The 18,522-nt window shown below is 63.0% G+C and carries 19 protein-coding genes; 17 read left to right on the forward strand and 2 right to left on the reverse strand.

Translation table 11 applies throughout. The features are described 5' to 3' along the window. Positions 1 to 28 precede the first annotated feature (28 nt). From PU634_RS01735 to PU634_RS01755, 5 genes are all read left to right on the forward strand, one after another. Positions 29 to 1,180, forward strand: coding sequence for an acyl-CoA dehydrogenase family protein (locus tag PU634_RS01735; RefSeq protein ID WP_306762362.1), 1,152 nt, complete (start codon positions 29 to 31; stop codon positions 1,178 to 1,180). A gap of 340 nt (positions 1,181 to 1,520) precedes the next feature. Continuing rightward, complete coding sequence (locus PU634_RS01740) at positions 1,521 to 2,303, forward strand: enoyl-CoA hydratase (protein ID WP_306762363.1); 783 nt, start codon at positions 1,521 to 1,523, stop codon at positions 2,301 to 2,303. A gap of 8 nt (positions 2,304 to 2,311) precedes the next feature. After that, positions 2,312 to 3,424 carry an enoyl-CoA hydratase/isomerase family protein gene (locus tag PU634_RS01745; protein WP_306762364.1) on the forward strand — a complete coding sequence of 371 codons (1,113 nt, stop codon included), beginning with the start codon at positions 2,312 to 2,314 and terminating at the stop codon, positions 3,422 to 3,424. A 10-nt stretch (positions 3,425 to 3,434) separates the two neighbouring features. Next, positions 3,435 to 4,334, forward strand: coding sequence for a 3-hydroxyisobutyrate dehydrogenase (gene mmsB / locus PU634_RS01750; protein ID WP_306762365.1), 900 nt, complete (start codon positions 3,435 to 3,437; stop codon positions 4,332 to 4,334). After that, entirely contained in the window at positions 4,335 to 5,096 is a 762-nt protein-coding gene (locus PU634_RS01755) for an SDR family NAD(P)-dependent oxidoreductase (protein WP_306762366.1), read from the forward strand. 211 nt (positions 5,097 to 5,307) lie between these two features. Here the strand turns inward: PU634_RS01755 and PU634_RS01760 are convergent, their stop codons facing one another. After that, complete coding sequence (locus PU634_RS01760) at positions 5,308 to 6,951, reverse strand: electron transfer flavoprotein-ubiquinone oxidoreductase (RefSeq protein WP_306762367.1); 1,644 nt, start codon at positions 6,949 to 6,951, stop codon at positions 5,308 to 5,310. A gap of 120 nt (positions 6,952 to 7,071) precedes the next feature. Here PU634_RS01760 and PU634_RS01765 point away from each other — a divergent pair, with 120 nt between their 5' ends. Then, entirely contained in the window at positions 7,072 to 7,824 is a 753-nt protein-coding gene (locus tag PU634_RS01765; RefSeq protein ID WP_306762368.1) for an electron transfer flavoprotein subunit beta/FixA family protein, read from the forward strand. After that, entirely contained in the window at positions 7,821 to 8,759 is a 939-nt protein-coding gene (locus PU634_RS01770; RefSeq protein WP_306762369.1) for an electron transfer flavoprotein subunit alpha/FixB family protein, read from the forward strand. The genes PU634_RS01765 and PU634_RS01770 overlap by 4 nt, the downstream gene beginning before the upstream one ends. Positions 8,760 to 8,980: 221 nt before the next feature. On the opposite strand, the gene tenA is transcribed toward PU634_RS01770, so the two are convergent. Then, positions 8,981 to 9,649 carry a thiaminase II gene (gene tenA / locus PU634_RS01775; RefSeq protein ID WP_306762370.1) on the reverse strand — a complete coding sequence of 223 codons (669 nt, stop codon included), beginning with the start codon at positions 9,647 to 9,649 and terminating at the stop codon, positions 8,981 to 8,983. 278 nt (positions 9,650 to 9,927) lie between these two features. Between tenA and pyrG the strand changes: the two genes are divergently transcribed. From pyrG to PU634_RS01825, 10 genes are all read left to right on the forward strand, one after another. Next, positions 9,928 to 11,565, forward strand: a complete 1,638-nt coding sequence (gene pyrG, locus PU634_RS01780; RefSeq protein WP_306762371.1) for a glutamine hydrolyzing CTP synthase — start codon at positions 9,928 to 9,930, stop codon at positions 11,563 to 11,565. An 87-nt stretch (positions 11,566 to 11,652) separates the two neighbouring features. After that, positions 11,653 to 12,948 carry a phosphopyruvate hydratase gene (gene eno / locus PU634_RS01785; RefSeq protein WP_306762372.1) on the forward strand — a complete coding sequence of 432 codons (1,296 nt, stop codon included), beginning with the start codon at positions 11,653 to 11,655 and terminating at the stop codon, positions 12,946 to 12,948. 149 nt (positions 12,949 to 13,097) lie between these two features. Beyond that, a complete protein-coding gene (ftsB, locus tag PU634_RS01790) occupies positions 13,098 to 13,388 on the forward strand; it encodes a cell division protein FtsB (protein WP_306762373.1) in 291 nt (96 codons plus the stop codon). Then, a complete protein-coding gene (gene ispD, locus PU634_RS01795) occupies positions 13,385 to 14,077 on the forward strand; it encodes a 2-C-methyl-D-erythritol 4-phosphate cytidylyltransferase (protein ID WP_306762374.1) in 693 nt (230 codons plus the stop codon). Before ftsB ends, ispD begins: the two co-directional genes overlap by 4 nt. After that, the gene (gene ispF, locus PU634_RS01800; protein WP_306762375.1) at positions 14,074 to 14,550 is read left to right on the forward strand and encodes a 2-C-methyl-D-erythritol 2,4-cyclodiphosphate synthase; all 477 of its coding nucleotides are present in this window, start codon (positions 14,074 to 14,076) and stop codon (positions 14,548 to 14,550) included. The genes ispD and ispF overlap by 4 nt, the downstream gene beginning before the upstream one ends. Then, positions 14,547 to 15,590, forward strand: coding sequence for a tRNA pseudouridine(13) synthase TruD (truD, locus tag PU634_RS01805; RefSeq protein WP_306762376.1), 1,044 nt, complete (start codon positions 14,547 to 14,549; stop codon positions 15,588 to 15,590). Before ispF ends, truD begins: the two co-directional genes overlap by 4 nt. Continuing rightward, positions 15,571 to 16,317 carry a 5'/3'-nucleotidase SurE gene (gene surE, locus PU634_RS01810; protein WP_306762377.1) on the forward strand — a complete coding sequence of 249 codons (747 nt, stop codon included), beginning with the start codon at positions 15,571 to 15,573 and terminating at the stop codon, positions 16,315 to 16,317. Before truD ends, surE begins: the two co-directional genes overlap by 20 nt. Further along, a complete protein-coding gene (locus PU634_RS01815; protein WP_306762378.1) occupies positions 16,307 to 16,951 on the forward strand; it encodes a protein-L-isoaspartate(D-aspartate) O-methyltransferase in 645 nt (214 codons plus the stop codon). Before surE ends, PU634_RS01815 begins: the two co-directional genes overlap by 11 nt. Continuing rightward, positions 16,948 to 17,529 (forward strand): YqaA family protein, encoded by a 582-nt coding sequence (locus PU634_RS01820; protein WP_306762379.1) that lies wholly within the window; start codon positions 16,948 to 16,950, stop codon positions 17,527 to 17,529. Before PU634_RS01815 ends, PU634_RS01820 begins: the two co-directional genes overlap by 4 nt. Continuing rightward, positions 17,529 to 18,497, forward strand: coding sequence for a LysM peptidoglycan-binding domain-containing protein (locus tag PU634_RS01825; protein ID WP_306762380.1), 969 nt, complete (start codon positions 17,529 to 17,531; stop codon positions 18,495 to 18,497). Before PU634_RS01820 ends, PU634_RS01825 begins: the two co-directional genes overlap by 1 nt. Positions 18,498 to 18,522 lie beyond the last annotated feature (25 nt).

An 18,522-nucleotide genomic window follows, 5' to 3' on the forward strand; every position in this document is an offset into this window, starting at 1 on the left:
CCGCTTCCAGCTTTAGCGGGGAGGGTTCATGGATTTTGAACTGAATGAGGAGCAGCGGGCCTTTGTGGCGCTGGCGGGAGAATTTGCCGACAAGGCGCTGGCACCTTTTGCCGCAGAGTGGGACAGAGACCATCATTTTCCGGTGGAGACCCTGCAACAGGCCGGCGAGCTGGGCTTTTGCGCCCTTTATACCCCGGTAGAAGCCGGCGGCCTGGGATTATCAAGGCTGGATGCCAGCCTGATCTTTGAACGGCTGGCCATGGGCTGCACTTCTACCACCGCCTTTCTCACCATTCACAACATGGTCACCTGGATGATTGCCAGCACCGCAGAAAAAGCGGTCTGGGAGCCATGGCGGGAAGGCATGATCAGCGGCTGTTTGCTGGGCTCCTATTGCCTCACCGAGCCCAATGCCGGCTCCGATGCGGCATCCCTTAAAACTCAGGCGAAGAAGGTGGGTGAAGATTATGAACTGACCGGCAGCAAGATGTTTATCTCGGGGGCGGGCGGCACTCAGGTACTGGTGGTGATGGCCCGCACCGGTGGTGAGGGCCCCGGCGGCATTTCCGCCTTTGCCCTGAATGCCGACAGTCCCGGCATTGAGTACGGCCGGCCGGAAGACAAGATGGGCTGGAACAGTCAGCCTACCCGCAGTGTGACCTTTGACGGCGTGCGGGTGCCCGCCCGTCAGCTGCTGGGGCGGGAAGGAGAGGGCTTCAAGCTGGCCATGAAGGGGCTGGACGGCGGCCGCATCAATATCGCCAGCTGCTCGCTGGGCACGGCGCAACAGGCGCTGAACCTGGCGTGCAATTACCTGCAGGAGCGCCGTCAGTTTGGCCGCCGGCTTTCGGAGTTTCAGGCGCTGCAGTTCACCCTGGCCGACATGGCCACCGAGCTGGTGGCGGCCCGCCAGCTGGTACGACTGGCCGCCAGCCGGCTGGATGCCGGGCATGCCGACGCCACCACCTATTGCGCCATGGCCAAACGCTTTGCCACCGACGTGGGCTTTCGCGTTTGTGATCAGGCGCTGCAGCTGTACGGCGGTTACGGCTACATTCGGGAATATCCTCTCGAGCGCCATGTGCGCGACACCCGGGTGCACCGCATTCTGGAAGGCACCAATGAAATCATGAAACTGCTGATCGCCCGCCGGCTGCTGGCGGAAGGTGGTGAACTGTGAGCGTGAACCTTGAGTCCGTGCCATACGTCGGTCAAAGGCCGTTACTCCGCCGACACGCCGTCAACCCCTCCATGGGGGCTCCACTGCGCCATCCCTGGCGCAGGGGGGGCGGCGGAGCAATCGCCCTTTGCCCTCCTTGTGTAGCGTCGTGCTGCAAGCTCATTCCATCGGACAACCCGGTGGTCGGCACGATGCAGCAGCAGGGATTGCCGTATTCGACCGTCACATGCCATGGACGGCATGTGCCGAGCGCCCCATGGATGGGCCTGAAGCGTGTCGAAGGAGGTAACCCTGCTGATGTATCGCTTTTCTGTCGGAGCAGACAACTTGCGATTGATGAATGGGGGAACCAAGCGTGATTGATTATCAAAAACAAGGGCGAGTGGCATTGTTAACCATGAACAATCCGCCGGCGAATACCTGGACGGTGGACAGCCTCAACCGGCTGGCGGCGTTGGTGGATGAGCTGAACGGTGACGGCGATATTCGCAGCCTGGTGCTCACCGGTGAGGGCGAGAAGTTTTTCTGTGCCGGGGCCGAGCTCAGTCTGTTTGCCGATGGCGACAAGGGCAAGGCCCATGCCATGGCCCAGGCCTTTGGCCGGGCCTTTGAGGCCCTAAGCGAGTTTCGTGGTCTGTCGGTGGCGGCCATTAACGGCTATGCCATGGGCGGCGGGCTGGAAGCGGCGCTGGCCTGTGATCTGCGCATTGCCGCCGAGCGGGCGGTAATGGGCCTGCCCGAGGCCAGGGTGGGACTGCTGCCCTGCGCCGGCGGCACCCAGCTGTTGCCCCATCTGGTGGGTGAAGCCTGGGCCAAGCGGCTGATTTTATGCGGCGAGCGGCTGAAGGCCGAACAGGCATTGCATATTGGTCTGGTGGAAGAAGTGATGCCCAAGAGTGAGCTGCTGGCCCGGGCGATGGCGCTGGCCGACAGTGCCGGGCGGCAAAGTCCTGGCTCGGTGGCCGTTTGCAAGACATTGATTCAGTCGGCCCGGCAGCGGCCGCTGAACGAAGGCAGAGTAAGGGAGCGGGACGCCTTTATGGCGCTGTTCGATACCGAGGATCAGCGAGAAGGGGTTAATGCCTTTCTGGAAAAGCGCGAGCCCACATGGCGTAACCGGTAGGAGGCGACATGAGTGTCATTACAGACAAATTGCCCACCGCCGATGGCCGTTATATCGGCCGGCTGGTGCTGGAGCGGGAAGCTCAGCTCAATGCGCTGACACTGGAGATGATTGAAACCATGCTGGCGACCCTGCAGGGCTGGCAGCAGGACGACAGTGTGGCGGCCGTGGTGCTGGAAGGGGCCGGTGACAGAGCCTTTTGTGCCGGCGGCGATGTGGTGGGGCTGAATAACGCCATTACCGACGCCCGGGCCGGTTGCGCTGACCGTGAGTTTGGTCCGGTGCCGGCCCCGGCGGCGCGCTTTTTTGAACGGGAATACCGGCTCGACTTTCTGCTGCATACCTTTGACAAGCCGGTACTTTGTGTGGGAGCCGGCATTGTGATGGGGGGCGGCATGGGGCTGTTTACGGCGGCCGGTCAGCGCATCGTCACCGAGCACAGCCGGCTGGCCATGCCCGAGGTCACCATAGCGCTCTATCCGGACGTGGGCGGCAGCTGGTTCCTTAACCGGTTGCCACCGGGGCTGGGGGAGTTTATCGCCCTCACCGGCTGCTCCCTGAACGCCGCAGACAGCCTGTGGCTGGGGCTGTCCAACCGTTTTGTGGCCAAAGACAAGCTGAGTGAACTCTGGCCTCGCCTGCGGCAGGACAGCGGCGGCCCTGCAGAGGTGCTCAGAGAACTGGAAGCCGAGTCGGCCACTCAACTTGCCGGGCTCGATTCGCCCCTGCGCCGGCATCAGGATTTGATCCGCCGGCTGATGGACAAGGACAGCCTGGCCGACAAGGTCTCGGCCATACTTGAGGCAGACATGCACGACGCCTGGTTTACACGCGCCCAGCAAACCCTGGCGGCAGGCAGCCCCCTGGCCATGGCGGTGATCCACCGGCAACTGGTCCGCTGCCGGCATTCGTCGCTGGCGCAGGTGTTTCAGGCCGAGCTGGATCTGTCGGTGCAGCTTTGCCGTTTTCGGGAATTTGCCGAGGGCGTGCGCGCCCGGCTGATTGACAAGGACAACGCCCCCGACTGGACCTTTGTCAGCCTGAACGAAGTGGATCCGGCCCTGCTCGATACCCTGTTCACGTCCCCCTGGGGCCTGAGCCCGCTCGCGGATCTCAAATAGGAGACACATTATGGCAACCATCGCATTTATCGGCCTGGGCAACATGGGCACCCCCATGACCGCCAATCTGGTCAGGGCCGGACACCGGGTGCAGGCCTTTGATCTGCAGCCCGAGGCGGTCAGCCGGGTTGCGGCCCTGGGGGCCATTCCCGAAACCACTGCCAACGCCGCCGCCAAACACGCGGCCGTGGTGATCTCCATGCTGCAAAGCGGTGAACAGGTGCAGGGGCTGTACGGGGGCGACGATGGTCTCTTTGGCCACCTGGCGCCGGGTACCCTGGTAATCGACTGCTCCACCATTGAGGCCGGCATTGCACAGAGCCTGGCCAGGGTGGCCGCGGGTTATGGTCTGGATTTTGTCGATGCGCCCGTGTCCGGTGGCGTGGCCGGGGCCGAGGCCGGTAGTCTGACCTTTATCGTGGGCGGCAGCGAGGATCAGTTCACCCGGGCGGCTCCCGTGCTGGCGCACATGGGCAAAAAGGTGCTGCATGCCGGCCCTCACGGCGCCGGTCAGGTGGCCAAGGCCTGCAACAACCTGCTGCTGGCGGCGCAGATGGCGGCCAGCTGCGAGGCCCTCAACCTGGGGCTGGAGCACGGCCTGGATGCGGCGGTGCTGTCGGAGATCATTCACCAGAGTTCGGGCAACAACTGGGTGATGGAGCACTACAATCCGGTGCCCGGGGTCATGGCGAACGTGCCTGCCAGCCGTGAGTATCTGGGCGGTTTTCAGGTCAACCTGATGTGCAAGGATCTCAATCTGGCCATGAGCCTGAGCCAGGCCAGCGGCTCGCCGGTGCCCATGGGCTCGGCCGCCCGGGCGCTGTTCAGCCTGCATCAGGTAGCGGGCCATGGCGGCCTCGACTTTTCCAGCCTGTTTCGGCTCTACCGCAAACCCGAAGGAGACGAGTGAATGGACATCAGGAACAAGGTAGTGGTGATTACCGGCGCCGGTCGCGGTCTGGGCCGGGCCATGGCCCATCACCTGGCCCGGCAGGGGGCGGCTCTGGCATTGCTCGACACCCATGAGCGGGATCTGGCCAAAAGCGGCGAAATGGTGGCCGCCACCGGCGCCCGGGTGGCGGTGCATTTGTGCGACGTGGCCGATGAGGCTCAGGTCTCCGACTGCTTTGGCCATATTGTGCGCGAACTGGGCGGCCTGGATGTGCTGGTTAACAACGCCGGCCTGTTGCGTGATGCCTTGCTGGTAAAGCTGGAAGATGGCAAGGTCAGCCGCAAAATGAGTCTGTCGGACTGGCAGCACGTGCTCGACGTCAACCTCACCGGGACCTTTCTCTGTGGCCGGGAGGCGGCGGCCATCATGGCCGAACGGGGTCAGGGCGGGTTGATTGTGAATATGTCCTCGGTGGCCCGGGCCGGCAATGCGGGCCAGAGCAGCTATGCTGCCAGCAAGGCCGGGGTGGCGGCGCTGGTGGTGTGCTGGGCCGGTGAGCTGGCCCGCTTTGGCATTCGGGTGGCGGGCATTGCCCCCGGAGTGATCGCCACCGAAATGACCGCGCAAATGAAACCCGAGGCCATGGCGCGTCTCACTCAGCGCATTCCTACCGGCCGGCTGGCGGAGGTGGATGAACTGGTGCACAGCCTGCAATACGTGATTGAAAACGACTATTTTCATGGTCGTCTGCTGGAAATGGACGGTGGCCTGCGGCTGTAATCCCGCATTTTGTGAGCTGTGTCCAGGGGGGTAACACTAAAGTCTATCTTGTGAACAATGCGTGAAAGGCGTATTGTTTTTTGCAACGCACAGCGACGGAACGTGCCCCTGCGTTAACAGAGCCAAACAACAAAATAACCATAACCACTGCCATATCCCTGAACGCCTTGATCCCTTGCGAGGGAACACTGCCTTCAGGGTTTTTTTTGCGTTACATGCCCGAGTAATTGGGTCCGCTACCCCCTTCCGGCGGCACCCAGGTGATATTCTGGGCCGGATCCTTGATGTCGCAGGTTTTGCAGTGCACACAGTTGGCGGCGTTAATACGAAACGCCGGCTGGCCCGCCTCTTTCACCACCTCATAGACCCCGGCGGGGCAGTAACGCTGGGCCGGCTCATCATAGCGGGGCAGGTTGTCGCGCAGCGGCAGGGCCGGATCGGTAAGGCGCAGGTGGCAGGGTTGATCCTCATCGTGGCCGGTGCTGGCCAGGTGCACCGACGACATGCGATCAAAGGCCAGCACGCCGTCGGCTCTGGGATAGGGAATGGCAGGGCAGTCCGCCGCCGGCTTCAGGGCGGCGTGATCCGGCCGGCGGTCGTGGAGTGCAAAGGGCAGCCGGCCCCCCAGCAGATTCTGGCTCAGCCAGTTCAGTGCGCCCCCGGCCCAGGGGCCGAACTTGTGCAGTGCAGGAACAAAGTGCCGGGCTCGTTTCAGTTCGGTGTGCAGCCAGCTGTCTTGCATTAATTCCTCAAATTCGTTCAGCCGGTCGCCGCGCCGGCCCGCCGCCAGTGCCGGCACCAGTGCCTCGGCGGCCAGCAGGCCCGATTTCATGGCGGTGTGAATGCCCTTGATGCGGGCGCCGTTGAGGGTGCCGGCATCGCAGCCCAGCAGCAGGGCGCCGGGCAGGATCATCTGCGGCAGGGAGTTGAGCCCGCCCTTGGTCAGCGCCCGGGCCCCCCAGGCCAGCCGCTTGCCGTCCCACAGGTGGCGGGCCAGCAGTGGATGGTGCTTGAGCCGCTGAAACTCCCAGAAGGGGTCCAGATGCGGATTCCGGTAATTGAGATCGACAATCAGCCCCACCGAGGCCAGGCCATCGTCGCCGTGATAGAGAAAAAAGCCGCCGCCGTTTTGCCCCAGTGGCCAGCCGCCGCCGTGCACCACCAGGCCGGGGTGATGGCGCTCCGGAGCCAGCCGCCACAGCTCCTTGAAGCCAATGGCGTAATGCTGGGGATCCCGGCCCCGGTCCAGGGCAAAGCGGTCGATCAGGCTTTTGCCGATATGGCCCCGGCTGCCTTCGGCAAACAGGGTATATTTGGCGCGCAGCGCCATGCCCGGCACATGGCCGGATTTGGGGGTGCCATCCGCCGCCACGCCCATGTCGCCGGTGAGCACACCGCACACGGCGCCCTGTTTGTCGAACAGGGCTTCAACAGCGGCAAAGCCGGGAAACACCGCCACTCCCAGACTTTCGGCCTGTTGTGCCAGCCAGCGGCACAGTTTGCCCAGGCTGACGATATGGCCGCCCTGGTTGTGCAGCGAACGGGGCATCATAAAGGCGGGCAGCTCCAGGCCGCCCTGAGGACTGCTCAGCATATAGAAGTGCTCCCGAGTGACCGGAATGGTGACCGGCGCCCCCCGCTTGCGCCAGTCGGGAAACAGCTCGTTCAGGGCGTGAGTGTCGAGCAGGGCACCGGAGAGCAGGTGGGCGCCCACCTCGGCCCCCTTTTCCAGCACACACACGCTGAGCTCAAGCCCGGTCTGTTGTGCCCGCTGCATCAGGCCGCAGGCCGCCGCCAGTCCTGCAGGGCCGGCGCCCACAATCACCACATCAAACTCCATCGACTCCCGTGCCATGCCCTGTCTCCTTCATGCCTGCCATGGCTAAAGTATTGTATTGGCGGTGATATTTAACAAACGGGAGCAGGCCGGGAATCGTCTAGTATTAAGTCGTGTCAATCAATTCCGGGAGCGGTCATGAAAGTACTGGTGACGGTCAAACGGGTAATCGACTATCACGTTCGGGTTCGCGTGCGCGCCGACGGCAGCGATGTGGAGCTGGGCAACGTCAAGATGGCGGCCAACCCCTTTTGCGAGATTGCGGTGGAAGAGGCGGTGCGCATGAAGGAAAAGGGCTGGGTGTCGGACATCGTGGCAGTAAGCATAGGCCCGGCCGAGGCCGGCGAACAACTGCGTGCGGCCCTGGCACTGGGAGCCGATCGGGCCATTCTGGTGGAAACCGCCGAGCCCGCCGAGCCGCTCAGCGTGGCCCGGTTGCTGGCGGCGCTGTGCGAGCGGGAAAGGCCCGAGCTGGTGCTGATGGGCAAGCAGTCCATCGATACCGATCACAATCAGGCCGGGCAGATGCTGGCGGCGCTCAATGGCTGGCCCCAGGCCACCTTTGCTTCGGCCATTGAGCGGGACGGCAACGAGCTGCGGGTGACCCGGGAAGTGGATGGCGGCCTGCGCACGCAGGGCCTTGTGCCGCCGGCGGTGATCACCACGGATCTGCGGCTGAACGAGCCCCGTTTTGCCTCCCTGCCCAATATCATGAAGGCCCGGCAAAAGCCGCTGGAAACGCTGACGCCCGACGAGCTGGGGGTGACGCTTGAGCGGCATGTGCGCCTGCTGGGGGTAAGTGAGCCGCCGGCGCGCAAGGCCGGCATACGGGTGGCCGATGTGGCCGAGCTGGTGAATAAACTGAAGCATGAAGCCAAGGTGATCCCATGAGCATACTGGTGATAGCCGAACACGATAACGCCATCCTGAACGCCAATACCGCGAAAGTGCTGGGTGCGGCGAGCCGGCTGAATGCCGGGGTACACCTGCTGGTGATGGGTCATGACTGTGCCGCCGTCAGTGAGCAGGGCAGGAAGCTGGCCGGCGTGAGCAGAGTTCTGCTGGCGGACGACAGCCTCTACCAGCACCAGCTGGCCGAACCCTGTGCGGCCCTGGTGTCGCGCCTGGCCCCGCAATACCGGCATGTGCTGGCGCCGGCCTCCACCTTTGGCAAGGATGTGCTGCCCCGGGCCGCCGCCCTGCTGGGCGTGGGGCTGGTGGCGGACGTGGTGGCCGTGGAAAGCGAGGATACCTTTGTGCGGCCTATTTATGCGGGCAATGCCCTGGCCCGGGTGCAGTCACTGGATCCGGTGACCCTGCTCACCGTACGTCCCACCGCCTTTGAGCCGGTGGAGCAGAACGAGTCTCATGCGGAGCTGGCGACGGTGGCGACGGTGGCGGCGGTGGCGGTGGACAACAGCAGCCGCTTTGTGCGCGACGAGCTGAGCATGAGTGAACGCCCCGAGCTGACCTCGGCCCGGGTGGTGGTGTCCGGCGGCCGGGGGCTGGGCAGCAAGGAGCAGTTTGCGCTGCTGGAGCAATTGGCCGACAAGCTGGGAGCGGCGGTTGGCGCCAGCCGGGCGGCGGTGGATGCGGGCCTGGCCGACAACGATCAGCAGGTGGGCCAGACCGGCAAAATCGTGGCGCCGGAGCTGTATATTGCCGTGGGAATTTCCGGGGCCATTCAGCACCTGGCCGGCATCAAGGATGCCAAAATCATCGTGGCCATCAACAAGGACGAAGACGCCCCCATCTTTGAGGTGGCCGACTACGGTCTGGTGGCGGACTTGTTTGAGGCGCTGCCCGAGCTGATTGACAAGCTCTGAACAGCGGGGATTAGGGATTGGTGAATGGGGATTGGAAGGGGCTTACAATTTCCCCAGTCCCCAGTCCCCAGTCCCCAGTCCCCAGTCCCCAGTCCCCAGTCCCCAGTCCCCAGTCCCCAGTCCCCAGTCCCCAGTCCCCAGTCCCCAGTCCCCAGTCCCCAGTCCCCAGTCCCCAGTCCCCAGTCCCCAGTCCCCAGTCCCCAGTCCCCAGTCCTTGACACTTACATTTTCTGCTCTAATCCCATCTCCCAGAAGTCGATTTCCAGCCGGGTGGCGTCATCGAAAATGCGGCACAGCTGGTTAAAACGCGACGGTGGCACCTCCGCCAGACGCTCATTCAGCCAGGCGATTTCGGCCTGGGCGGCGGCCTGGAACTCGGCGCTTTCATACATGGCAATCCAGGCCTCATAGGGGTTGGCCTCGCCGCGCACCGTGCCGGGCTGCTCCACCAGCCAGCGGGCGATCTCGGCATAGCCCACCAGGCAGGGGGCCAGGGCCACGTGCAGATCGAGCAGGTCGCCCCGGTTGCCGGTGTCCAGCACATAGCGGGTGTAGGCCAGGGTGGCGCGGGCTTCCGGCAGCCCGGCCAGCTCCTGCTCGCCGATGCCCCACTGATTGCAGTAGTCGATATGCAGGCCCAGCTCCAGATCGATAATGGCGTCCAGGCCGGCCTTGGCATGGCGCAGGTCGGCCAGGGTCGGGCTCTTGTAGGCGGCCAGGGCAAAGGCACGGCCGAACTGGATCAGAAACAGGTAATCCTGCTTCAGGTAATGGCGAAAGGCCTCGGGGGCCAGGGTGCCCCTGCCCAGCCGCCGCACAAACTCGTGTTCCCGGTAGGCGCGCCAGTTGTGCTCGCAACTGTTTTTCAACTCATTGAAAGTAAAGCTCATTCCATATCCTTATCGAGAAAGTCAGCAAGAGCCGGCAGCGGGCCGGCAGCCGAGACTCCATTCTGACCGGGTGGCCACTAATGGCAAGTCGGAATGTTATTTTGTTGTAATAAAACTACGGTAAAAGTTATAGTTCCGGCCAGCCGGATGAGAAGGGAAGGGCCGTAAAGGGCGCCGACGAGCCATTGTTTCATTGTCGTAATCGGGCTTCTTGCGTATAATGTGACCCCGTCTTGAATTCCACATTTCATTCGTTCCCAAGCTTTTTCAGGTTCAGCATGACGACTAAATATATTTTTGTTACTGGCGGGGTGGTCTCCTCCCTGGGCAAAGGCATTGCAGCCGCCTCATTGGCCGCCATCCTCGAAGCCCGCGGTCTTAATGTGACCATCATGAAGCTGGATCCCTACATCAACGTGGATCCGGGCACCATGAGCCCCACCCAGCACGGTGAAGTCTTCGTGACCGACGACGGCGCCGAAACCGACCTGGACCTGGGCCACTACGAGCGTTTCATTCGCACCAAAATGACTCGCCGCAACAACTTCACCTCCGGCCGGGTATACGCGGATGTGCTGCGCAAGGAACGACGCGGCGACTATCTGGGTGCCACCATTCAGGTGATTCCGCACATTACCAACGCCATCAAGGACCGGGTGATCGCCGGTGCCGAAGGCCATCAGGTGGCCATCGTGGAAATCGGCGGCACCGTGGGCGACATCGAGTCGCTGCCGTTCCTGGAAGCCATTCGTCAGCTGGCGGTGGAAGTGGGCCGGGAAAACACCCTGTTCATGCACCTGACCCTGGTGCCCTACATGGCCGCCGCCGGCGAGGTGAAAACCAAGCCGACCCAGCACTCGGTGAAAGAGCTGCTGTCCATCGGCATTCAGCCCGATATTCTGATCTGCCGCTCCGACCGGGTCATTCCGGCCAACGAGCGCGGCAAGATCGCCCTGTTCTGCAACGTGTCCGACAAGGCGGTGATTTCGCTCAAGGACGTCGACTCCATCTACAAGATTCCGGCCCTGCTCAAGTCTCAGGGCCTGGACGAGCTGGTGGTCAAGCGCTTTGGCCTGGACTGCCCGCCGGCGGATCTGTCCGAGTGGGAGCAGGTGATCTACGAAGAAGCCAATCCGGTGGGCGAAGTGACCATCGGCATGGTGGGTAAATACGTTGAGCTGCCCGATGCCTACAAGTCGGTGAACGAGGCGCTCAAGCACGGTGGCCTGAAGAGCCGGCTGACCGTCAACATCAAATACATCGACTCCCAGGATCTGGAAAGCAAGGGCGTGAGCCTGCTGGAAGGTCTGGACGCCATTCTGGTACCCGGCGGCTTTGGCGAGCGCGGCGTGGAGGGCAAGATCATGGCCGCCCGTTATGCCCGCGAGAACCGGGTGCCCTACCTGGGCATTTGCCTGGGCATGCAGGTGGCGCTGATTGAATACGCCCGCAACGTGGCTGGTCTGGAAGGCGCCCACTCCACCGAGTTCGATCCCAAGAGCCCCTATCCGGTGGTGGGCCTGATCACCGAGTGGGTGGATGAAGAAGGCAACGTGGAAGTGCGTGACGAAGAGTCCGATCTGGGGGGCACCATGCGCCTGGGCGCTCAGCTTTGCCATCTGGAGCCTGGTTCCAAGGTGCACGCCCTGTATGGCTCCGACACCATTTATGAGCGTCATCGCCATCGTTATGAGGTGAACAACCGCCTGTTGCCGCAAATCGAGGCGGCGGGCCTGAAGGTGACCGGTCGCTCTGCCGACAAGAAGCTGGTGGAGATCATCGAAAACCCGGATCACCCCTGGTTCGTGGCGGCCCAGTTCCACCCCGAATTCACCTCCACCCCCCGCGACGGCCACGGCCTGTTTGCCGGTTTCGTCAAGGCGGCCGGCCAGTACCAGCAGGGAGAGCTGGAGTAACCAGTATCAGCGGCTGACCCCTTGGGGTCGGCCGTCTTTTTTAGCGTGTTAGTTAGATTTTGCGTTTAACTCAAGAGGAAACAGAGAATGGCTAAGATCGTTAAAGTGATCGGTCGTGAGATCATCGATTCCCGTGGCAATCCCACCGTGGAAGCCGATGTCTACCTGGAAGGTGGTTTCATGGGCCGTGCCGCCGCGCCGTCCGGTGCGTCTACCGGCTCCCGCGAGGCTCTGGAACTGCGTGACGGCGACAAGTCCCGCTTCCTGGGCAAGGGCGTGCAGACCGCCGTGGCCAACATCAACGACCGCATTGCCGCCGCTCTGGTGGGCAAGGACGCCACCCAACAGGCCGAGATCGACCAGATCATGATCGATCTGGACGGTACCGACAACAAGGCCAGCCTGGGCGCCAACGCCATTCTGGCCGTGTCCCTGGCCAATGCCAAGGCCGCCGCCGCCGCCAAGGGGCTGCCCCTGTATGCCTGGATCGCCGAACTGAACGGCACCCCGGGCCAGTACTCCATGCCGCTGCCGATGATGAACATCATCAACGGTGGTGAGCACGCCGACAACAACGTCGACATTCAGGAATTCATGATCCAGCCGGTGGGCGCCAAAAACATCAAGGAAGCCCTGCGTATCGGCGCCGAGGTGTTTCACAACCTGGCCAAAGTACTGAAGGCCAAGGGCCTGTCTACCGCCGTGGGCGACGAGGGTGGCTTTGCCCCCAACCTGGAGTCCAACGCCGCCGCCCTGGCCGCCATCAAGGAAGCCGTGGAAAACGCCGGCTATACCCTGGGCAAGGACGTCACCCTGGCCCTGGACTGTGCCTCTTCCGAGTTCTTTGAGGACGGCAAGTACAACATGAAGGGCGAAGGCAAGGTATTCACCTCCGAGCAGTTCTCCGATTACCTGGCCGAGCTGTGCCAGCAGTATCCGATCGTTTCCATTGAAGACGGTCAGGACGAGTCCGACTGGGACGGTTTCGCCTACCAGACCAAGATTCTGGGCGACAAGGTGCAGCTGGTGGGTGACGATCTGTTCGTGACCAACACCAAGATCCTGAAAGAAGGTATCGACAAGGGTATCGCCAACTCCATTCTGATCAAGTTCAACCAGATTGGCTCCCTCACCGAAACCCTGAACGCCATCAAGATGGCCAAGGATGCCGGTTACACCGCCGTGATCTCTCACCGCTCCGGCGAGACCGAAGATGCCACCATCGCCGATCTGGCCGTGGGCACCTGCGCCGGCCAGATCAAGACCGGCTCCATGAGCCGCTCCGACCGCATTGCCAAGTACAACCAGCTGATCCGCATCGAGGAAGAGCTGGGTGACAAGGCCCCGTTCCGTGGTCTGGCCGAGGTGAAAGGCCAGGCGTAAGTCAGCCGGCGGCGGTGCCGTCCCTGTGACCGAGCCGCGCCCGTGATTGAAGGCAACGCCTGTTGTTTTTCCGAAACCCCGCCTCGCGCGGGGTTTCTTTTGTTCGGCCGGGGAATATGGGAAACTAACCGCCTTGTTCCGGAGGATAAATGCGTACCCTGACGCTGATACTGCTCGCCCTGCTGGCCACCCTGCAATACCACCTGTGGTGGGGTAAAAACGGCCTGGCCGAATACCACGAAGCGGCCGCCAACGTGGCCCGCCAGCTCACCGACAACGAACGGCTGGTGGAGCGCAATGCCTTGCTGTACCGGGAAATCAAGGATCTCAACCAGGGGCTGGCGGCGGTGGAAGAACTGGCGCGCAACGATCTCGGCATGATCAAGCCCGGTGAAACCTTTTACCGGGTCATTCCCGACGACGACGGACTCAAGCCATGAGCCACTTCACTCTTACCGCCCTGGTACCGGCCGCCGGCGTGGGCAGACGCATGGGCAGCGCCGTGCCCAAGCAGTATCTGCGTCTGGCCGGAAAAACCGTGCTTGAACACACGGTGGAGCGGTTGCTCGGGCATCCGGCCATCGGCGAGGTGGTGGTGGCGCTCAGCCCGGACGATGAATGGTTTGCGGAACTGCCGCTGGCGGCAGACAGCCGCATTCGCCGGGCTCCCGGCGGCCGGGAGCGGGCCGATTCGGTGCTCAACGCCCTTGAATTCGTCACCGACGAACGGGTGCTGGTGCACGATGCCGCCCGGCCCTGCCTGGCCATGAGCGATCTCGATGCCCTGCTGATGGCGGCGGAGCAGCCTCAGGGTGCCATTCTGGCCTGTCGGGTGCGGGATACCATGAAACGGGGTGATGGCCGCGGTGCCATTCATGAAAGTGTGCCGCGGGACGAGCTCTGGCATGCGCTCACGCCCCAGTGTTTTGCCACCGCCGAGTTGCGCCGGGCACTGGCAAACGCCCTGCACAAGGGCCTGGCGGTGACAGACGAGGCCTCGGCCATGGAGCTGGCCGGCTTTCATCCCCGGTTGGTGGAAGGGCGGGCCGACAATATCAAGATCACCCGGCCGGAAGACCTGGCGCTGGCCGGCTTTTTTCTGCAGCAGCTGAAAGAGAACAACGAATGATGCGAATCGGGCACGGGTTTGACGTGCATAAATTTGGTGGCCAGGGTCCCTGCATTCTGGCCGGGGTGGCGGTGCCTTATGAACAGGGCCTGCTGGCTCACTCCGACGGCGACGTGGTGCTGCATGCCCTGAGCGATGCGCTGCTGGGCGCCATTGGCGCCGGCGACATCGGCCGGCATTTTCCCGACACCGACGCCGCCTATGCCGGCATCGACAGCCGCATTCTGTTGCGGGATGTCTTTGCGAAAGTGCGGGCAGCCGGCTATGTGCTGGGCAATGCCGATGTCACCGTGATGGCCCAGGCGCCCAGGCTGGCGCCCTTTATCGACGCCATGGCGGCCAATATTGCCGAGGATCTGCAGGCCCATGTCTCTCAGGTCAACGTCAAGGCCACCACCACCGAAAAACTCGGCTTTGTTGGCCGCAAAGAGGGCATGGCGGCAGAAGCCGTGGTGTTACTGGTAAAAGCATGAACAACAACTGGCATTATCTGCACGGCGAGCCCACCCTTGGTGGCCGGCTCAAGGCCGCCCCCGAGCACTTTGTGGTGCGCGAGGATCTGGGCTTTGCCCCGGGGGGCGAGGGCGAGCATATTTTTCTGCATATTCGCAAGCGCGGCCAGAATACCCAGTGGATAGCCCGGGATCTGGCCCGGCTGGCGGGCGTGGCCCAGCGCGACGTGACCTGGGCCGGACTCAAGGACCGGTACGCGGTTACCGAGCAGTGGTTTGGCGTGCACCTGCCGGGCAAGGAGATGCCCGACTTTTCACCACTGGAAAGCGACGATGTGCAGATCCTCGCCATTGCCCGGCACAACAAAAAGCTGAAAACCGGGGCACTGAAAGGCAACTGGTTTGAGCTGACCCTGACCGGGCTTGAAGGCGAGGGCGATCTCGACGCCCGGCTGGCGGCCATTCGGGAGCGGGGCGTGCCCAACTATTTCGGCGACCAGCGCTTTGGCCACGACGGCGGCAACATCGAGCAGGCCAGGGCCATGTTTGGCGGCAAGCGCATCAAGGATCGCAACAAGCGGTCGATGTATCTGTCGGCGGCCCGCAGCTACCTGTTCAACCTGGCGGTCAGCCACCGGCTGGCGGCGGGGCAGGGGGAGCAACTGCTGAACGGCGACTGCGTGATGCTGGCGGGCAGCCAGTCGTTTTTTACCCTGAATGACGACAACCCCCTCGACGATCTCATGCGGGCCCGCTTTGCCGACGGCGACATTCGCCTGAGCGCGCCCTTGTGGGGCCGGGGCCGGCTGCCCAGCGAGGCAGAGGCGGCAATGCTGGAGCAGGCGGCCCTGGCCGGGCAACAGGAGCTGCAGCAGGGACTGGAAGCCAATGGTCTCAAGCAGGAGCGCCGCGCCCTGCTGCTCCGGCCCGAGCAACTGAACTGGCAACGGCATGGCGACAGTCTGACGCTGTCGTTCTGGCTGCCGGCGGGCAGTTATGCCACCAGCCTGGTGCGTGAAGTCATCAAGGAAAAGGAGAGCCATGAAAATACTGGTGAGTAACGACGACGGCGTCAACGCCCTCGGCATTCGCACCCTGAGCCGTGCCCTGTCGGAATTTGCCGAGGTGGTCACGGTGGCGCCGGATCGCAATCGCAGCGGCGCCAGTCACTCGCTCACGCTGGAAGTGCCACTGCGTGCCGACAAGCTGGACGACACCGGCTTTTACTCGGTCAAGGGCACGCCCACCGACTGTGTGCACTGGGCGGTGAACTGCCTGCTGGATCCGGACCCGGACTTGGTGGTGGCGGGCATCAACCACGGCGCCAACCTGGGAGACGACGTGCTCTATTCCGGCACGGTGGCGGCGGCCACCGAAGGCCGGCACCTGGGGCTGCCGTCCCTGGCCATTTCCCTGTGCGGCGAACGCCATTTCGAGACCGCCGCTCACTTCGCCTGCATGCTGGTGCAGGGGTTGCTGCGGGCGCCGCTGTACTCCAACCAGATCCTCAACGTCAATGTGCCCGACTTGCCCCTGGCGGAGATTCAGGGTATCAAGGTGACCCGTCTGGGTAACCGCCATCGTTCCGAAGCGGTGCTCAAGGAATTTGACCCCCGTGGTCGTCCCATTTACTGGATAGGCCCGCCCGGTGCCATTCAGGATGCGGGCGAGGGCACCGATTTCGACGCCGTGGAGCGGGGTTTTGTGTCCATTACGCCGCTGACCATCGATCTCACGGCCTACGACCAGATGGCGGCCTTGTCCCGCTGGATCAAGGATGTGGAGTAAGGATGTGCGCACGTTAGCGGGAGAGCAGCTTTATCGCCTGCTGAAACAGCAGGGCATTCGCAACGAGCGGGTGCTGCGGGCCATTACCGGGTTGCCGCGGCATGCCTTTGTGGATGAAGCCATGGCCCACAAGGCCTGGGACAACAGCGCCCTGCCCATTGGCTTTGGCCAGACCATTTCCCAGCCCTATATAGTGGCGCGCATGACCGAGGCCCTGTTGCAGGGGCCGGCGCCGCGCCGGGTGCTGGAGGTAGGCACCGGCTCCGGCTTTCAGACCGCGGTGCTGGCCCAGCTGGTGGAGCAGGTGTATACCCTGGAGCGCATCAAGTCGCTGCAGTACCAGGCCCGGCGCCGGCTGCAGCGGCTGGACCTGCACAATGTGTGGACCAAGCATGGCGACGGCTGGCAGGGCTGGGCCAGCAAGGCCCCGTTCGATGCCATTATTGTGACCGCGGCGGCCAGCTCCACGCCCGCGGCGCTGCTGGAGCAGCTGGCCGAGGGGGGGCGGATGGTGATTCCGGTGGGCGGATTGCACCAGACCCTGTGCCTGTACCGGCGTCAGGGTGACGATATTACCTGTACCGAGCTTGAAGCGGTGCGTTTTGTTCCTTTGATTCAGGGTGATCTTGAGTGAAGCTGTTTTCCCGTTTGTACCGGCTGGTGATGATGTGGGCGGTGCACCGCCATGCACCGGTTTATCTGTCCATGAACAGTTTTGTGGAGTCCATTTTCTGGCCGGTGCCGGTGGATGTGATGCTGGCGCCCATGGCCCTGGCCAAGCCGGAGCGGGCCTGGAATTACGCGGCCCTGGCCACGGTGTTTTCGGTGCTGGGCGCGGCCTTTGGCTACCTGCTGGGCTATGCCATGTGGGAGCCGCTGGTGGAGCCCTTTATTCACGCCATGGGCTATCAGGACAAGATTGATGTGGCCCGGCAGTGGTTCGACGACTGGGGTGTGTGGGTGATCTTTATCGCCAGCTTCACCCCCATTCCCTACAAGGTGTTTACCGTGACCGCCGGCCTGCTGCAGATGGCCTTTATGCCATTCCTGCTGATCTCCCTGGTGGGGCGCGGCCTGCGTTTCTTCCTGGTATCCGGGCTCATGGTCTGGGGCGGTGTAAAAATGGAGCGCAAGCTGATTCGTTACATCGACCTGCTGGGCTGGTTGTGCGTGGCCGCGGCGGTGGTCGCCTACCTGTTGCTGAGGAACTGATGACGGGGCGGGGCCGGTTTGTCAGAGCCTGCGGCATCGGCCTTGCGCTGATGCTGCTGCTCTCGGCCTGCTCCGCGCCCCGGCCGGCCCCCGTGCGCGGGGCCGGGCTTCATGCCCAGGGGCACATTCAGGCCGACGGCCGCCATTATGTGGTGGTCCGTGGCGACACCCTCTATTCCATTGCCTGGCAGGCCGGCACCGATGTGGCCACCCTTGCCCGCCACAACGGCCTGCGTCCGCCCTACCGCATTTATCCGGGTCAGACCCTGAAACTGGATGTACCCGGACGCAAACAGGCGGTGTATCGGGTGCGCCGGGGCGATACCCTGAGCGGTATTGCCCGGCGCACCCGTCACTCGGTGGCGGATCTGGCCAGCCTCAACGGCCTTCGCCCGCCTTATCGCATTTATGTGGGTCAGCAACTCGCCCTGCGTGGCGGGGACGAAGTTGAAAACAAGCCACAACCCCAAACAACGAAGCCGGCTTCACTCAGGCCTTCCCCTTCCGCTGCTGCAAAATCACCCAAGCCTCTTGCACCGTCCAAAGGAAAGGCATACGCTGGGTCCGGAGTACAAAAAAGCTCTGCTGTCAATGCTGCCATTGTCTGGCAATGGCCGGTAAAGGGGCCGGTAATTTCAGGGTTTTCACTGTCTGAAACCGGCAACAAGGGCATTGACATTGGTGGCAGCAGGGGGCAGGCCGTGAAGGCCGCCGCAGCAGGCAAGGTAGTTTACGCAGGGAATGCGCTACGTGGTTATGGCAATCTGATCATCATCAAACACAACGATGATTACTTGTCGGCCTATGCCCATAACGAGGTGCTGCGGGTCAAGGAGCAGGACACGGTGCGGGCGGGTCAGCACATAGCGGATATGGGAAGCAGTGATGCTGATGATGTCCGGCTGCACTTCGAGATCCGGCATCAGGGTAACTCGGTGGATCCGAGAAAATACCTGCCCAAGCGATAGTCACCGGGAGACAGGTAGTACCCGG

This window comes from Oceanimonas pelagia (assembly GCF_030849025.1).
GTDB classification, from domain to species: domain Bacteria; phylum Pseudomonadota; class Gammaproteobacteria; order Enterobacterales; family Aeromonadaceae; genus Oceanimonas; species Oceanimonas pelagia.

Coding starts and splice junctions, on each gene's coding strand:
- PU634_RS01735 (WP_306762362.1), top strand. CDS start 29: ATGGATTTTGAACTGAATGAGGAGCAGCGGGCCTTTGTGGCGCTGGCG.
- PU634_RS01740 (WP_306762363.1), top strand. CDS start 1,521: ATGGGGGAACCAAGCGTGATTGATTATCAAAAACAAGGGCGAGTGGCA.
- PU634_RS01745 (WP_306762364.1), top strand. CDS start 2,312: ATGAGTGTCATTACAGACAAATTGCCCACCGCCGATGGCCGTTATATC.
- mmsB (WP_306762365.1), top strand. CDS start 3,435: ATGGCAACCATCGCATTTATCGGCCTGGGCAACATGGGCACCCCCATG.
- PU634_RS01755 (WP_306762366.1), top strand. CDS start 4,335: ATGGACATCAGGAACAAGGTAGTGGTGATTACCGGCGCCGGTCGCGGT.
- PU634_RS01760 (WP_306762367.1), bottom strand. CDS start 6,951: ATGGCACGGGAGTCGATGGAGTTTGATGTGGTGATTGTGGGCGCCGGC.
- PU634_RS01765 (WP_306762368.1), top strand. CDS start 7,072: ATGAAAGTACTGGTGACGGTCAAACGGGTAATCGACTATCACGTTCGG.
- PU634_RS01770 (WP_306762369.1), top strand. CDS start 7,821: ATGAGCATACTGGTGATAGCCGAACACGATAACGCCATCCTGAACGCC.
- tenA (WP_306762370.1), bottom strand. CDS start 9,649: ATGAGCTTTACTTTCAATGAGTTGAAAAACAGTTGCGAGCACAACTGG.
- pyrG (WP_306762371.1), top strand. CDS start 9,928: ATGACGACTAAATATATTTTTGTTACTGGCGGGGTGGTCTCCTCCCTG.
- eno (WP_306762372.1), top strand. CDS start 11,653: ATGGCTAAGATCGTTAAAGTGATCGGTCGTGAGATCATCGATTCCCGT.
- ftsB (WP_306762373.1), top strand. CDS start 13,098: ATGCGTACCCTGACGCTGATACTGCTCGCCCTGCTGGCCACCCTGCAA.
- ispD (WP_306762374.1), top strand. CDS start 13,385: ATGAGCCACTTCACTCTTACCGCCCTGGTACCGGCCGCCGGCGTGGGC.
- ispF (WP_306762375.1), top strand. CDS start 14,074: ATGATGCGAATCGGGCACGGGTTTGACGTGCATAAATTTGGTGGCCAG.
- truD (WP_306762376.1), top strand. CDS start 14,547: ATGAACAACAACTGGCATTATCTGCACGGCGAGCCCACCCTTGGTGGC.
- surE (WP_306762377.1), top strand. CDS start 15,571: ATGAAAATACTGGTGAGTAACGACGACGGCGTCAACGCCCTCGGCATT.
- PU634_RS01815 (WP_306762378.1), top strand. CDS start 16,307: ATGTGGAGTAAGGATGTGCGCACGTTAGCGGGAGAGCAGCTTTATCGC.
- PU634_RS01825 (WP_306762380.1), top strand. CDS start 17,529: ATGACGGGGCGGGGCCGGTTTGTCAGAGCCTGCGGCATCGGCCTTGCG.